This window comes from Aquimarina sp. EL_43 (assembly GCF_943422735.1).
Taxonomy (GTDB): Bacteria; Bacteroidota; Bacteroidia; order Flavobacteriales; family Flavobacteriaceae; genus Aquimarina; species Aquimarina megaterium.
In genome coordinates this window covers 499,492-515,274 of record NZ_CALSBR010000001.1, presented here as the reverse complement: position 1 = coordinate 515,274, position 15,783 = coordinate 499,492, and the positions used below count along the sequence as shown (strand labels likewise).

Below are 15,783 nucleotides of genomic sequence, written 5' to 3'. Positions count from 1 at the left end.
GTTTAATTTTTATATGCCGTAAATGCTTCTTCAAAAAAGGCAATAATTGTAGTTTTATCTACTCCAGAAATAGGTAAAACAGCACCTTTAAATCCTTCACTATACCATTTTCCTGTTGTTAACGGTTTGAAATCAGAAGTATTTAGACCATCATGGCCTTGATATCCACTGATGTAGAAATAATAATCATTACACATCGTGTCAGGAATGGCAAGTCCCAGTCCTATGGCGAGACCAGATTCGTCTTCTAATGAAGCAAAAGCACCTGTATCAAAGTGATGAGGCCATATTCTAATTTCAGAACTTAATTGATTGTTTTGTAAAAATTCTTGAATAGCAAACTTGGATAGTTTTCTATATGCTATCAATTGTGACAATCTGTTTATATCTTTCAGTGTGTAGATGTAACTATCTGTTATAGTATATGGTAATTCGTAATGTAGAGCATAGGTATAAGGAGAATCGAGATCACTATCTTTTGCCATACGTCTTATCCATTGCAAAACTTCTACATGCGAAGTACCGTTTAATTGCAATGTCTTTATTGTATTATGACTGGTCCACTCTAATGTGAAAAGGTGGTAATTAAGAGACAGCAAGTCTCCAGATGAATTAAGAGGTCTGGTGTATAAACTTCCTCTATCTGTAGAAAACCCCAGATTAGTGTGGCTATCATCACTTTTATTTTCTAGAAAGCTAATTCCTGCAGCTGCCAGGTATTGCGCTGCTAAATGCATTTGAGTAGTCATACTTTGTTGATTTATTAGTTAGTCTTCGTTAGAATTTTTATTTATTGTTTTAAACTAGGTTCTACATAACACCAGCATAATTGATACCTGCTAATCGGTGTATATCGTGATCAAAAGTTGAAAGGTCATTATGATTAAATTTTGAAATATCATCATATCCACAAGCTCTTGCAATAACCTTTATGAGGTCATTGGTCGCATCAAAATAATTATGTAGTTGCTTAGCAGAAGATTCTATAATCATTCTGCTTCTTAAAGATTCTTTTTGTGTTGCAATCCCTACCGGGCAATTATTACTTCCACAAGCACGCATCCCCAGACACCCAATTGCCTGTAAAGCAGAGTTAGATACAGCAATAGCATCTGCTCCCAGCATCATTGCTTTCGCAAAATCTTCGGCAATACGAAGTCCTCCGGTAATAATTAGCGTTACATCGTTTGCGCCTACTTTATCAAGATACTTTCGTGCTCTTGCGAGTGCAGGTATGGTAGGCACATTAATATTATCGCGCAAAATAGTAGGGGCAGAACCTGTTCCTCCGCCACGACCGTCCAGAATAATGTAATCTACGCCTACATCTAATGCAAACTGTATATCTTTCTCGATATGACTGGCAGCAATCTTAAAACCGACTGGGATACCACCAGTTCGTTCACGTACCTGATCTGCAAAAGCTTTGAAATCCTGTACACCATGAAAATCAGGAAAGGTTGCAGGAGAGATTGCAGTTTGTCCTTCTCGTAATCCTCGAACTTCTGCAATCTCTTTACTTACTTTGCTTCCAGGAAGATGTCCTCCGGTTCCTGTTTTTGCACCTTGGCCTCCTTTAAAATGAAAGGCCTGTACTTTATCTAGTTTATCCCACGAGAATCCAAATTGCGCAGATGCTAATTCATAAAAATATTTGGTGTTACTTTCCTGCTCCTGTGGTAACATTCCACCTTCTCCCGAGCAGATACCAGTCCCTGCCATTTCTGCTCCGCGAGACAATGCTATTTTTGCTTCTCTAGAAAGTGCCCCAAAACTCATATCACTTACAAATAAAGGAATATCAATAGATAAAGGTTTTTGGGCATTGGGGCCAATAATTACTTTGGTTGCTACTTCTTCATGGTCTAACAAAGGTCGGTTGGCTAACTGAGCTGGCAGAAATTGGATATCATTCCATTTTGGTAAGGTGTTTCTATCTACTCCCATGGATGCAGAGAATCCATGATGTCCTAGGTTTTTTAAACCGTTTTTAGCTAATTCTTTAATATAACCTGTATAGGGTTCGGTTTCTTCGGGGTGAGTATCTGCATAAGCACCGAGGTATTCTTCCCGGTTAAATGGTTGTGGGTGATCTGTGATATAAGAGTTGATTTCAATTTCATCTACATAGAGATTGTCTCCTTCTGTTTTTGTGCTAAATTTATGTAAAACCTCGCTGTTGTTATACTCAGAAACACCAGTGTCATAGCGATAATCCCAACCATGTACCCCGCAGATAAGATTATGCCCATCGATATGACCATCCGCCATAAGCGCTCCCCTGTGTAAACATCTTCCGTATAATACAGAAATTTCATCATCATATTTTACAATGACCAAATCTAATCCATTTACCAAGGCGTGTGCAGGTTCTTTATTTTCTAAATTACTAAGTTGAGCTATTAAGATTGGTTGTTTCATCTATTTTTTTATTAGTTTAAGTAGAGCTTATTTTGATCGTAATCAGAATAAATATTGTATTTGGTCTCAAAACTTTAGTAAGACTTTCATTAGCTTACAATAATTGTTTTTATTTTTTAGATAAAACTGACTAATAATCATTTGTTTACAGGTATTGTTGTTTGCAAAAACAAACTCTAGTATAAAAGCAAATAGGCCTTGATTTGTACTATTATACCTTATGTAGGTAATGCAATAGAGTATTCTTCTAGTTTATTAAATAGATTAATTTCTTTAGAAAACTATTGTTAGCACATATATTCAAGAAAATAGGTTATTAGTTAGTATTATTAAAAATACTCAATTCTAACTATACTATCTATCAATTAATTTTTTTATTTATTGATTATCAGTGGTATAAGTTATTCGAGGAATAAAAAAAATAGATTTTTGTATTGTACAGTGATTCGTTTAGAATGATTTCAACCTCTTTTTCAAGATTAAGAATTCGTTATTAATGGCCTTAGTTTTGGAAATATTTTTAATCTGAATTTTACAATTAATCAAAACTATGGTAAATATTTCTTAAACTCTATAATTTTACAAATAGTAAAATATTTTTCATTTTTGAAGCTTAATATTTACTAATTGTAAAAAATTGAGAGAAACTAAATTTTCTAACCTAAAATTTATCTTACATGCTTGTATCGCTTCTTTCGGAGCATATTTTTGTATGTATGCATTTAGAAAGCCATTTAGTGTTGCGACTTTTGAGGGTTTTTCTGTTTTCAATATAGATTACAAAATCATATTGATTATTGCTCAAGTGCTTGGATATACTTTATCAAAGTTTTTTGGGATTAAAATAATTTCAGAATTAAAAACAGGAAAGCGTATATTTTATCTAATTGGGTTGATTCTTTTTGCAGAATTAGCATTACTACTTTTTGCGATCCTTCCTAGACCATACAATGCGGTTTCTTTATTTTTTAATGGCTTACCACTAGGAATGATATGGGGTATTGTGTTCTCATATTTAGAAGGACGAAAGTTTACAGAAATACTTGGAGTAGCTCTATGCTCAAGTTTTATTGTATCTAGCGGAATTGTAAAATCTATTGGTTTATATCTTATGAATACCTGGGAGGTATCTCAGTTTTGGATGCCCGCAACCACAGGGGCATTATTCATAATCCCATTAGTGTTTTTTGCATGGTTGTTAGAAAAGCTACCGGGTACTACTGAAGAAGATAAGAAAATGCGCTCTGCTCGTATGCCAATGTCTTCAATAGATAGAAAAAACCTGTTATACTCCTTTCTTGTACCTATTATAGGAATTGTGGTGTTTTATACGATTTTAACTGCATTTAGAGATTTTAGAGATAATTTTGCTCGAGAACTTTGGGATAGTATCGGTTATCAGGGGGATATATCGGTATATACCACTTCAGAAACTATCATTGCTGTAGTGGTCTTATTACTCTTAGGAAGTACATTCTATATCAAAAACAATGCAAAGGCATTGTATATCTACCATCTTTTGATTTTAACAGGTATCCTGTGTATTGGAATTTCTACGCTACTATTTCAGTTAGAAATATTAAACCCTTTTATCTGGATGGTGATTTGTGGTTTTGGACTCTACATTTGTTATGTTCCTTTTAATTGCTTGTTTTTTGATCGATTTATAGCAACATTTAAAGTAAAAGGTAATGCGGGGTTCTTAATCTATATAGCAGATTCTTTTGGGTATTTAGGCAGCATATCTGCTTTGTTATATAAAAATTTTGGACAAGCAAATTTAACATGGTTAGACTTTTTTATTTATGGAGCATATGGCGTAACAGTATTAGGAGTATTCTCCATACTGGGGTCCTTGCTTTATTTTAAAAATGCATATCAAACTCGATTAAAAACGATACAAACAGAATTACATTATGAAAAAATATGACCTCATTGTTGTAGGAGGTGGAGTGCTAGGTACGTTTCATGCATATCATGCACTGCAAAATGGATTACAGGTAGCCTTACTAGAAAAAAATAGAAGACCACAAGGAGCTACGACTCAAAATTTTGGACAAGTAGTTCCATCTGGGATGAATACCAAATGGCAAACCTATGGTAGGGAAAGTTTAAAAATTTATAAAGAGATTCAGCAACAATTTGATATTACCCTTCGAGAGAATGGATCTGTTTATCTGGCTTCAAATCATGAAGAAGTACAGCTCATCGAAGAACTTCATCAAATTAATAAGAACAACCAATATACCTCAGTACTATTAACAAAGGAAGAATGCTTGAAAAAATATCCGGGATTGCGATCGGATTATATAGAAGCAGGATTATTCTTCCCAGAGGAAGTTACTGTAGAATCCAGAGAAATGATTCATCGATTGCAGGATTTTATGGTGAAACATATGAATCTGGCCTATTTTACTAATCAAAATGTAATCTCTTGTGAGGAAGTAAATACAACAGTAAAAGTTACCTCTTCTTCCGAAGAAGTTTTTGAAGCCGAAAAAGTGATCATCTGTAATGGAAACGAGTTTAAAAATCTGTACCCAAAACTTTTCAGTGAAAGTGATCTCGAAGTAACAAAACTACAAATGCTTCAAACTAAACCTCAATCGGGATATCAATTACCAGGAAATATTCTAACGGGATGGTCGATACGTCGTTATGAAGCATTTACCGAGTGTGCTGCCTTTTCAGGAATTAAATCACAAGAAGACCCAGACTCACTTCAGAAAAAATGGGGAGTACATATTTTGTTTAAACAGGCGCCAGATGGATCTGTAATTGTTGGAGATTCTCATGAATATGCCGATGCAAAACATATAGAAGATTTGGGATATGATTTAGATATGAATATAGATGATTTTATGATTTCTGAGGCACAAAAAATCATTGATTTACCAACTTATGATATTCAAAATCGATGGTATGGGATGTATTCTCAGTGTAAAACGAAGGACGTGTTTCAGGAAACGATAGGTAGTAATATCCATATCATAACCGGGATTGGAGGAAAAGGAATGACAGGAAGTGCTGGCTTTGCAAAAGAGAATATTACAAGAATTTTTAATATATAAGTATGAATAAAAAAATTGAACTGGCTGTTTTTGATATGGCAGGAACCACAGTAAATGAAGATAATATAGTCTATAAAACCGTACAACAAGTCATTAATGACGAGGGGTATAACATTAGCCTGAATGATGTACTTGAGCATGGAGCAGGTAAAGAAAAACATCAGGCTATACAGGATATTTTGACTAGTGTTACTTCTTGTGAAGAAGTAAAAAGTACTGCAAAAAGAGCATTTTCTAATTTCAAGCCCATTTTAAAAAAACTATATGCAGCGTTAGACGTTGTAGCTTTTGAAAGAGTTGAAGAGTTATTTGATGTGTTGAAAAATAATAAAATAAATGTAGTACTTAATACAGGATACGATTCAAAGACAGCAAATCAGCTTATTACAAAATTAGGTTGGAAAAAAGGAGAACATTTTGATGCGTTACTCACAGCAGATGACGTAACTAATGGCCGACCACATAAAGAAATGATTTGTAAGGCAATGCAAATGTTTGATATTACAGATGCTTCTAAAGTATTAAAAGCAGGAGATTCTGCAATAGATATCGAAGAAGGTAAAAATGCGGATTGTGGAATTACCGTCGGCGTTTTAACCGGAGCACAAAATAGAGAACAACTAGAAAAAGCGAAACCAGATTTTATTGTAAATGAGTTAATAGAGTTGATCAATATTATATTTTATTAGATCAACGTTTTAATTGTTTGTTTCTGAAAACCGCCTTTTGGCGGTTTTTTTAATGTTTATTAAGAAGTGTAAAAGTTAACTAATAGTGAAATTTGCTTTATGAAAATAAATGCTCTGTATTAATTTAATTATCAAATGATTAAATGATTATTTGAGTAGTTTTTAATTTTAATATTTGTATAATTTTGAATCAAAATGTTACTAATATTAAAAAAATCAACTTATGAAAACAAATCTCTTTTTTAAACTTACTTTTCTTGTTTTCCTGGTATTTATGACAGGATGTGAAGAAAATCTACCGACCGACCCTAACAATACATCAAAACAAACATCGATGCCCAAAAAAGTATTACTGGTGGGGATCGATGGATTACAATTTGAAAGGATTGCTGCCCTCAATACCCCAAACCTGGATAAACTACATATTTCGAAAGCCTATACTGGTGGGATCAAAGGAAATTTGAGTCAGCAAGCAACATCAAGCGGCCCGGGATGGACATCAATTTTAACAGGAGTCTGGAAAGATAAACACGGTGTGCCTAATAATAGTTCGGGAACATACAAATCTAAAGTCAAAAGCATATACAGACTTATCAAAGAAAATAAAAACAATACATCTATAGCAAGTATTGCAACCTGGAGCCCAATTCACGAATTCTTACAGAATGATATGTCTCTGGTTGATTATCGAAATGAGGGAGGTAGTGATGCTAATTCAACTAATCTGGGAGTACATCAAATATCAAATAGTAATCATGATTTGGTATTTATTCATTTAGATAATGTCGATATTGTAGGGCATGCATCTGGGTTTGGTAGTGCATATGACAATGCAATTATCACTGCCGATCAGCAATTGGGGCGACTAATGGATGCTATTACACAACGCTTAGCAACCAAGAACGAAGATTGGTTGATTATGGTTACTACAGATCACGGCAGAAATTCAAACGGAGGATATAGTCATGGAGGAACTACAGAATCCGAAAAAACAATATTTATCGGAATGAACAAACCCGGAAACGAGGAATTCAAATCTAAAATATCAAATCTTCCAAATACCGATTTTAATGGCTTGTATGGATATCCTGCACAGACATCTATTGTACCTACGATATTAAGACATATGGAAATCAATATTGAAACCAATTGGCAATTAAGTTCAGCTCCATTAATAGGTGCCGATGGGCCAAGAAAGTTGCTGTTTGTTAATAACAATCAAAATGAATTATTCTGGGTATCGAATAGTGGAAGTAATGCAGAGATCTACAAAAACAATCAATTAGTTACCACAGTGCCTGCTTCTCAAGGGAATTATCTAGACACAGCAACAAATGATGGGAAAACAACATACACTATTAGAATCGAAGAATCTACTGCATCGATAGAATCAAGGAATCAGAATTTAAAAATTATAGCATGTTTAGATTGGAATGATATTCTAAACAACAGAGCATATTTCTTTAGAAATGATGGGCAATATATACGTTATAATAAGCTAAAAGATGAAACAGATTCGGGATATCCAAAAGAAACAAGTAATAGTTTGTGGCCTGGATTAGGAGCTTACAAAGAATTGATCACAGCAGCATTTAAATGGAATAATCATAAAGGATATTTCTTTTTATCAGACGGTAGGTACTTGAGATATGATATGAATGCAGATAAAGTAGATAATGGATATCCCGCTTTGATTAATAATAACAACTGGCCAGGCCTTGAAGGTTTGGGAGATAAGATTGTTGGAGCCGTAAACTGGAATAATGATAAAGCTTATTTCTTCTTAAATGATGGGACTTATACTCGCTATAGTATTACGAATGACAGTGCAGACCCTGGCTATCCCAGATCTATAAATAATGGCAACTGGCCTGGATTAGGAAATTATGCCACTTCTATCTCATCGGTTGTAGATTGGAATACGAAGTACGTATATTTCTTTTTAACAGATAATACATATATAAAATATGATAAGCAAAAAGATGCTATGGTTTCAGGGTATCCAAAAAATGTGGATGATACTACATGGCCAGGAATTTTAGACTAAAAAAGACAAACTAAATAAAAGGCTGCCTTTGGTGGCCTTTTTAATTTCCTTTATCTAAAAAGAAATATAAAACAATCATTTTAGAAGATGTTTCTCCACGATTTACAGGCACATGAGGAATCCGTCCATCAAAGAAAATCGAATCTCCCTCTTTCAAAAGAACTTCTTCGTCTCCAATAATATAATGGCATTCTCCGGTTAGGATATATTTAAATTCATAAGCATCAGTTTCTACTTTATTACGTTCAGAACCTGGTTGCACTTCCAAAAAGACAGCTTCAAATCCAATAGAAGAAAGCTGTTTGCCAAAAATGTATTTGTAGCTAAATCCAATAGCATCATCCTCTTTTTCGATAACACTGTACTCAGAAGCTCTGGTAACTAAAAATGTAAAATTAGTCTGACTAGGCATCCCATTAAAAAAAGCAGGAATCTCTATATCGAGCGCATTGATAATATTTAATAAAACCGGTAAAGAAGGTATAGTTCTTCCGTTTTCAATTCGGGAAATAAGCCCATTACTAACTCCAGCTTTAGTGGCAATGTCATTAATGGTTTTTTTATCACTTTTACGGATTTCTTTTAGACGCTTACCAATACCTATTAAATAATCTTCCATTTGTTTGTAAATAGTAAATAATAGTACAACAATATTCTTAAAAGTAAAGACAAAGAAAATGTTTCTGATCGTAAGATCAGGGAAATAATAGGTATTATTTAACAAAATTATGCTTTTTGAAATACTACATATAGTGTTTTTTGGATTTGCTATGTACTTTACCAGAAGAATAAATGTGCTGTAATATGACATTTGTCATGTTTTTTCTAAAACGCAATACTTTTATTAGCGTTGTGAATTCTCAATGGATATACATACTCATCTATTTGCACTTTCTCATTAAGAGAAACCCAGAATAAGGTTTGCCTAACCTTACGCCTATTTATTTCGTATTAATCATTTTAACATTACAATTTATGCCTAGATATCATTCATTGGGAGAGATTCCTCATAAAAGACATATCACTTTTAACAACCCTAAAGGTGGGTTGTATCAAGAAGAATTATTTGGAACAGCAGGTTTTGCAGGAATGTCATCACTTATCTATCATCTATATCCCCCTACAGTTGTTTCAGAAATTAAAAGAGGTAAAGACATCACTCCAAAAATTGCGATCGATAAAAACATGAAAGCGATGAGTTTTCAGGGGTTTTCACTTCCTAAAGGAGAAGAATTTCTGGAAAGCAGAAAAATACTATTTACCAATAATGATCTAAAGATCGGTTTGGCTGCTCCCATAGCATTTTCACAAGATTATTTTTATAGAAATAGTGATGCAGACGAAATGCTGTTTATTCATGTGGGTTCGGGGACATTAAAAACAATGTATGGGAATATTCCTTTTAAATATGGAGATTATTTAATTATACCAAGAGGAACAACATATCAGATAAATTTTGATACCGAAACCAATAGAATATTATTTATCGAATCATCAAGTGCAATAGAATCGCCTAAACGTTATAGAAATAATTATGGGCAGTTTTTAGAACATTCTCCATTTTGTGAACGTGATTTTAGATTACCACAAAATTTAGAAACGCATGATGAACAGGGAGAGTTTAAAATCATTTCTAAAAAACAAGATGTATTATGGGAATATACCTATGCCAATCATCCTTTTGATGTGATTGGTTGGGATGGTTTTAATTACCCATTTGCTTTTTCAATTTTTGATTTCGAACCCATAACAGGGCGTATACATTTGCCCCCACCAATACATCAGCAATGGGAAGCTGCAGGATTTGTGGTCTGCTCTTTTGTGCCAAGATTATATGATTACCACCCTAAAGCGGTTCCTGCACCGTATCATCATAGTAATATTGATTCTGAAGAACTACTGTATTATGTAGATGGCGATTTTATGAGTAGAAATAATATCCAAAAAGGGCAAATTACATTACATCCGGGAGGTATTCCTCACGGGCCTCATCCAGGAGCAATAGAACGAAGCGTTGGTAAAAAATCGACAGAAGAACTTGCAGTTATGATAGACCCCTTTAATCCTATTATGATTACAGAAGAAGCAATGAATTTACAAGTAGATGATTATTATAAATCCTGGAAAACCAAATAGGTTTTTCACTTAAAAATTTAAAGACATGCCAGATTTAAAAAATATAGAAAACTATAAATACAGCTTAGAGAAAATATTTCCTGAAGCCGAAGATTTTTTACCGCTTTTAGGAACAGACTACGTAGAGTATTATGTTGGAAACGCAAAACAGGCAGCTCATTTTTATAAAACAGCACTTGGGTTTCAGTCTTTGGCTTATGCAGGTTTAGAGACAGGTCTAAAAGACAGAACATCCTATGTTGTCGTACAAGATAAAATACGTTTGGTCTTTACCACACCAATGCCAGGTGGAGAAAGTGAAGAAATATATGATCATATTCAAAAACATGGTGATGGAGTTAAAGTTATTGCATTATGGGTCGAAGATGCTCGTAAATCCTGGGAGGAAACTACAAAAAGAGGAGCAAAATCTTATTTTGAACCAAGAGTAGAAAAAGATGAAGATGGAGAAGTAGTGCGATCAGGAATACATACTTATGGAGATACAGTACATGTTTTTGTTGAACGTAAAAACTACAACGGGACATTTCTTCCGAAGTTCGAAAAATGGGAATCTCACTACAATCCAACAAGTTGTGGTTTAAAATATATCGATCATATGGTAGGTAATGTAGATTGGGGTCAAATGAATGTTTGGGCAAAATTCTACAACGAAGTGATGGGGTTTGCAAACCTGATCACCTTTGATGATAAAGATATTTCTACAGAGTATACGGCTTTAATGAGTAAAGTAATGACCAATGGAAATGGAAGAATTAAATTTCCGATAAATGAACCCGCCGAAGGCAAAAAGAAATCTCAAATTGAAGAATACATAGATTTTTATGGTGGAGCAGGATGTCAGCATATAGCCGTTGCTACAGATGATATTGTATTTACGGTTAGCGAAATGAAAAAACGAGGGGTAGAGTTTCTATATGTACCAGGAACGTATTATGATACCGTTGGCGATCGTGTTGGAGAAATAGCAGAAGATATGAAACTTCTTAAAAAACATGGGATTATGGTAGATAGAGATGAAGAAGGGTATTTGCTTCAGATTTTTACTAAACCATTGACCGATAGGCCCACATTGTTTTTTGAAATTATTCAACGCAAAGGAGCACAATCTTTTGGAAAAGGAAATTTTAAAGCCCTGTTTGAATCTATAGAAGCAGAACAGGCAAGACGAGGAACATTGTAGAAATGTACTTATAGAATAGGCTGCCCTTTAAAGAAACGTTACATTATTAAAGATAGGAGGGGTTATACCATCTTTGTTGTAATAATCTTTACTGGGCAAGCTTTTTGAGCCTGTACACAATCATCATAAATAGTGTTATCGGGAGATTTCAGGGTGTGGAAACCTTTTTTATCTGTGGCATGTAGTAGTACTGTTTTTCCATCTTTTTTTGACATCTGAAAATGGGTAGGGGCCATTTCTACACAATAATTACAACCAATACATTTTTCGCGTTGTAGGGTAACTACTACCATTATTCCTGAACGATTTTATAAAGTTTATCAGATGGGCGTATTCTAAAATTAGTAGGAATAGTGCACGAATCTCCTTTTTGTGCAGTATCTAATCGCTCATCGTTTACCATCATCTCTTTAAGTTCGAACTCTTCTACTCCTGTTGTAGGGCCTGTAATTAAAATCGTATCTCCCAGTTTAATATCATAAGCTTCAATTTTAAACTCAGCGATGCTGGGCTTAGGAAAAAAGTGAACACCTTTACCGATGTATACTTTCTTTTGTGTGGCTTTGGATCCAGAAACATCACTCCATTCTCCTAATTTTTGCCCTAGATAATACCCACTCCAAAAGCCTCTGTTGTATACTTTTTCTAATTCTTTCATCCAGTGATCGACTTTGGTTTTGGTAAAGTCTCCATTGGTACAGGCATCTATGGCTTCACGATACGTCTTAATTACTTTGGCTACATATTCGGGAGCTCGCCCACGGCCTTCAATCTTTAATACTTTGGCCCCTGTGTCTATAACCTGATCTAAGAAATCTAATGTGCATAAATCTTTTGGAGACATGATATATTCATTATCCAATTCCATTTCAAAACCAGTTTCCTGATCTACAACACTATATTTTTTTCTACAATTTTGTTTACAGGCACCACGGTTGGCAGAGGAATTATGCGAATGCAAGCTCAGGTAGCACTTACCAGATACAGCCATACAAAGTGCTCCATGACCAAAAATTTCAACTTCAACCAATCTCCCCGAAGGGCCTTTAATTTGTTCTTTCTCTATCTGATCACAAATTTTCTTTACCTGTCGTAAACTTAGTTCCCGACTCATTACCATAGTGTCTGCAAAAAGAGAATAGAACTTTACCGTTTCAATATTGGTGATATTGATTTGAGTAGAAATGTGAACTTCCATATCGATCTGTCTAGCATAAGCTATAACGGCCTGATCCATTGCGATTACCGCAGTTAGATTTGCTGCCTTGGCAGCATCTAATAGGGTTTTTATAATCGATAAATCGTGATCATAAATTATAGTATTAAGTGTAAGGTAAGTACGTACATTTTTTTTGGTACAGCGACGCGCTATTTCAGGTAAATCCGCAATCGTAAAATTTATGCTAGCTCTGGCTCGCATATTTAATTGATCTACTCCAAAATAAACAGAATCTGCTCCATTATCAATAGCAGCTTGTAGAGATTCAAAATTACCTGCTGGTGCCATTAACTCCATTGTTCCTGTTGGGGTCATATTTTCTTCATTAATTCAAGTACAAAAATACATTATTTTTCATCTTTTTTGATGTAAAAATTTAGGGGTTAAGAGTTCTTATTTTTAAAACGCAAATGTATGTTATTTGCTGAATAAAAATGATATTTAAAATCATTCTTTTTTATTCTTTTCAATAGAGATAACGTGTTGGTTTGTAAGCATGTAAAAACAATCGTTTTTGAAGTCAGGGAAGCCTGATTTGAGGAATGATAAAAGTCATATTTAGCCCTTTTTCTTGTCGATATTTTTGTTACATAATTCAAAATTCTTTCAAGATGAAAAATGTAATAATTACTGTGTTGGTTGTACTATTAGGAGTGACTAATTTTGCGTATGCACAAGAAAAATCAAATGATAATGCCGATTTTAGCAAATGGCAAATCAGACTAAGAGGAATCGTTGTATCACCAGATGAAAGTGCTACAATAGATGCTATAGGAGGAGATGTAGATATTTCTACGGCTGTTGTTCCAGAACTGGATATCACTTATTTTTTTACCGAAAACTGGTCTGCAGAGCTAATTTTGGCAACTACAAAACATGATGTAAAAGCTGTGGGCACCGCTGCAGGAAATATAGATCTGGGTGATGTGTGGTTATTGCCTCCTACTTTACTTGGGCAATATCATTTTACTGGTGGTAATTTTGTTCCTTATGTTGGTGCCGGTGTTAATTTAACCCTTTTTTATGGAGTGGACGAAGGACCGGTGGCCGATGATGTAGATTATGATACTGCTGTAGGTTTTGCTTTTCAGGGTGGTTTTGATTTTATGCTTAACGACAAATGGTTTATAAATGTAGATGTCAAAAAAGTATTTTTAAGTACAGATGCTACGGTTAATGCAACGACGGCTTTGGGCGCAACTGTAGGTGCAGATGTAGATATTAATCCATGGATATTTGGAGCCGGAGTAGGTATTAAATTGTAAATAAATACAAGTTAGATACTGTGAAAACCGCTTAACAGATCTGTTAAGCGGTTTTTTGATTGGCTATAATAATACTCAAATAAATTAATTGTTCTTATTTTCCTAACATCAATAGCTCATTACAAACTACCTCTGTGATATATCGTTTTTGACCTTCGTTATCTTCATAGCTTCGAGAGGTAAGTTTACCCTGGATCGCGACTTCTTGTCCTTTGTTTACATATTTATCTACGATATCGGCAATTTTACCCCATGCAATGATATTATGCCACTGGGTATCTGTGATTTTATCTCCTTGTTTGTTATAATAGTGATCATTTGTTGCAATAGAGAATTTAACAAGTTTTTTACCGGATTCCAGATTTACAGTTTCTGGTTCTTGTCCTAAGTTTCCAATCAACTGTACTTTGTTTTTTAGCGTGTTCATAATTTTAATTTTTTCGTGTTAAACAGTTAATACCTATCAAATCAGAGAAGAACTTTTATGGTTTAAGAAAAGCTTACTTCAATTCGACAATGCAAACTTAGAATGGGACCATAACCATATTCGGTTAGGAAGTGTTTATTTTCGTTTGTAATCGTTTGTAGTCGTTTGAAAATGATTAATAGTGTTGATTATTAGAGTATATGAGGAATTTGAATAATTAATGTTTTTTTTGCAAAAAAGTCTATTTTAGTACGATAATATAAGTAGACACTATAGATACGTTTATTTGCTTGTTACCCAACATTAAATGAAACTAATTGAACTCTTAACAAACATTGAGAAAATTGACGAAGAATCCGTTCTTTATGTTAAAAGGATTGACTGTGAATTTTCTAGTGAATCGGAAGTCACAATACTCAATTTAACAGAGGAAGAGTTAGAATGGAAAACTTTTGAAGTAACAGAAAAAAAATGTCCTGGTTTCGAATATTTCATGGAAGCTTTCCTTGTAAAAGAATTTATGGAAGATATATCATTACAATATCCTACTCTTGAAAAAAAATGTGAAAGATTGATACATTATGTAGTATTTGACGCTTAAATAATATTAAATGTTCTGGAAAAGAAAGAAAAATAAATCAACGGAATTTAAATGCTCTGAATGTGGACGGGTTCATTCGGAATGGCCAGCATTAGCTTTTAGTTCACCTGCTAATTATCATAATCTTTCTGGTAATGAAAAATCAGAAATAGGAATACTGGATACAGACTTTTGTGAAATTCGATATGAAGACCAAATTGACCGATTTATAAGAGTAACACTTACTCAAAAAGTAAATGACGCTTGTGAAACACTGGAATACGGACTTTGGGTTTCATTAAGCGAAAAAAGTTATTCTGATTATAAGTCCAATTTTGACAATGAAAACCACGAAACTGGATATTTTGGTTGGTTATGTAGTAATATCCCCGGATATGGAGATACTTCTTCTATTCCTTGTGATGTAATGACAAAAAGCGGAAATGATAGACCTGAGATTTTTCCACACGAAGATTTTGACCATCCATTTGTTAGAGATTACTACGATGGAATTACAAAAGAAGAAGCGGAAAAAAGAATAAATGAAATGATAAAAAACGTTGGGTAACAACACCTATGCGATAATACGGGGTTTAGGTCTAATCGAAAGGTTATTGTCTATTTGGTTTGTCGCCAAAGTATTAAATTTAATATTTTAGAAAAGATAAAAACAAAACATAAACTTTGGCTAAGTGTTAGGTCGAAAAACATTGATTTTCTGCTTCCACATTACGCATAGCTAAAC

Annotated in this window: 15 protein-coding genes; 9 read left to right on the top strand and 6 right to left on the bottom strand. The window is 34.0% G+C overall.

Annotated elements, in window-relative coordinates; translation table 11 throughout:
* Window positions 1-2 precede the first annotated feature (2 nt).
* The gene (locus NNL09_RS02515) at window positions 3-749 is read right to left on the bottom strand and encodes a hypothetical protein (protein WP_196909019.1); all 747 of its coding nucleotides are present in this window, start codon (window positions 747-749) and stop codon (window positions 3-5) included.
* Between the two features lie 61 nt (window positions 750-810).
* Window positions 811-2,421: a glutamate synthase-related protein gene (locus NNL09_RS02510; RefSeq protein ID WP_196909018.1), complete on the bottom strand. Its 1,611-nt coding sequence runs from the start codon at window positions 2,419-2,421 to the stop codon at window positions 811-813.
* Window positions 2,422-3,058: 637 nt separating this feature from the next.
* Here NNL09_RS02510 and NNL09_RS02505 point away from each other — a divergent pair.
* The 4 genes from NNL09_RS02505 (at window position 3,059) to NNL09_RS02490 (ending at window position 8,228) form a co-directional block, all read left to right on the top strand.
* Window positions 3,059-4,351 (top strand): DUF5690 family protein, encoded by a 1,293-nt coding sequence (locus NNL09_RS02505; protein WP_196909017.1) that lies wholly within the window; start codon window positions 3,059-3,061, stop codon window positions 4,349-4,351.
* Window positions 4,335-5,492: a TIGR03364 family FAD-dependent oxidoreductase gene (locus NNL09_RS02500; protein ID WP_196909467.1), complete on the top strand. Its 1,158-nt coding sequence runs from the start codon at window positions 4,335-4,337 to the stop codon at window positions 5,490-5,492. Before NNL09_RS02505 ends, NNL09_RS02500 begins: the two co-directional genes overlap by 17 nt.
* Window positions 5,493-5,494: 2 nt before the next feature.
* Window positions 5,495-6,181, top strand: coding sequence for a phosphonatase-like hydrolase (locus NNL09_RS02495; RefSeq protein WP_196909016.1), 687 nt, complete (start codon window positions 5,495-5,497; stop codon window positions 6,179-6,181).
* A gap of 223 nt (window positions 6,182-6,404) precedes the next feature.
* The gene (locus NNL09_RS02490) at window positions 6,405-8,228 is read left to right on the top strand and encodes a hemopexin repeat-containing protein (RefSeq protein ID WP_196909015.1); all 1,824 of its coding nucleotides are present in this window, start codon (window positions 6,405-6,407) and stop codon (window positions 8,226-8,228) included.
* A 40-nt stretch (window positions 8,229-8,268) separates the two neighbouring features.
* Here NNL09_RS02490 and NNL09_RS02485 read toward each other — a convergent pair whose 3' ends face one another.
* Window positions 8,269-8,847 carry an XRE family transcriptional regulator gene (locus NNL09_RS02485; protein ID WP_025667154.1) on the bottom strand — a complete coding sequence of 193 codons (579 nt, stop codon included), beginning with the start codon at window positions 8,845-8,847 and terminating at the stop codon, window positions 8,269-8,271.
* Window positions 8,848-9,203: 356 nt separating this feature from the next.
* Between NNL09_RS02485 and NNL09_RS02480 the strand changes: the two genes are divergently transcribed.
* Window positions 9,204-10,364, top strand: a complete 1,161-nt coding sequence (locus NNL09_RS02480) for a homogentisate 1,2-dioxygenase (protein ID WP_025667153.1) — start codon at window positions 9,204-9,206, stop codon at window positions 10,362-10,364.
* Between the two features lie 25 nt (window positions 10,365-10,389).
* Entirely contained in the window at window positions 10,390-11,547 is a 1,158-nt protein-coding gene (gene hppD / locus NNL09_RS02475; protein WP_025667152.1) for a 4-hydroxyphenylpyruvate dioxygenase, read from the top strand.
* Between the two features lie 62 nt (window positions 11,548-11,609).
* Here hppD and NNL09_RS02470 read toward each other — a convergent pair whose 3' ends face one another.
* Both NNL09_RS02470 and NNL09_RS02465 read right to left on the bottom strand, forming a co-directional pair.
* Window positions 11,610-11,840, bottom strand: a complete 231-nt coding sequence (locus NNL09_RS02470) for a ferredoxin (RefSeq protein ID WP_025667151.1) — start codon at window positions 11,838-11,840, stop codon at window positions 11,610-11,612.
* Window positions 11,840-13,081: a peptidase U32 family protein gene (locus NNL09_RS02465; RefSeq protein ID WP_196909014.1), complete on the bottom strand. Its 1,242-nt coding sequence runs from the start codon at window positions 13,079-13,081 to the stop codon at window positions 11,840-11,842. The genes NNL09_RS02470 and NNL09_RS02465 overlap by 1 nt, the downstream gene beginning before the upstream one ends.
* A gap of 296 nt (window positions 13,082-13,377) precedes the next feature.
* On the opposite strand from NNL09_RS02465, the gene NNL09_RS02460 reads away from it, so the two are divergent.
* Window positions 13,378-14,031 carry an OmpW family protein gene (locus NNL09_RS02460; RefSeq protein WP_196909013.1) on the top strand — a complete coding sequence of 218 codons (654 nt, stop codon included), beginning with the start codon at window positions 13,378-13,380 and terminating at the stop codon, window positions 14,029-14,031.
* A 94-nt stretch (window positions 14,032-14,125) separates the two neighbouring features.
* Here the strand turns inward: NNL09_RS02460 and NNL09_RS02455 are convergent, their stop codons facing one another.
* Window positions 14,126-14,458, bottom strand: coding sequence for a single-stranded DNA-binding protein (locus tag NNL09_RS02455; RefSeq protein ID WP_025667148.1), 333 nt, complete (start codon window positions 14,456-14,458; stop codon window positions 14,126-14,128).
* Between the two features lie 307 nt (window positions 14,459-14,765).
* On the opposite strand from NNL09_RS02455, the gene NNL09_RS02450 reads away from it, so the two are divergent.
* A complete protein-coding gene (locus NNL09_RS02450; protein ID WP_196909012.1) occupies window positions 14,766-15,059 on the top strand; it encodes a hypothetical protein in 294 nt (97 codons plus the stop codon).
* Between the two features lie 10 nt (window positions 15,060-15,069).
* Window positions 15,070-15,606, top strand: coding sequence for a DUF2199 domain-containing protein (locus tag NNL09_RS02445; protein WP_196909011.1), 537 nt, complete (start codon window positions 15,070-15,072; stop codon window positions 15,604-15,606).
* The last annotated feature ends 177 nt before the right edge of the window (window positions 15,607-15,783 follow it).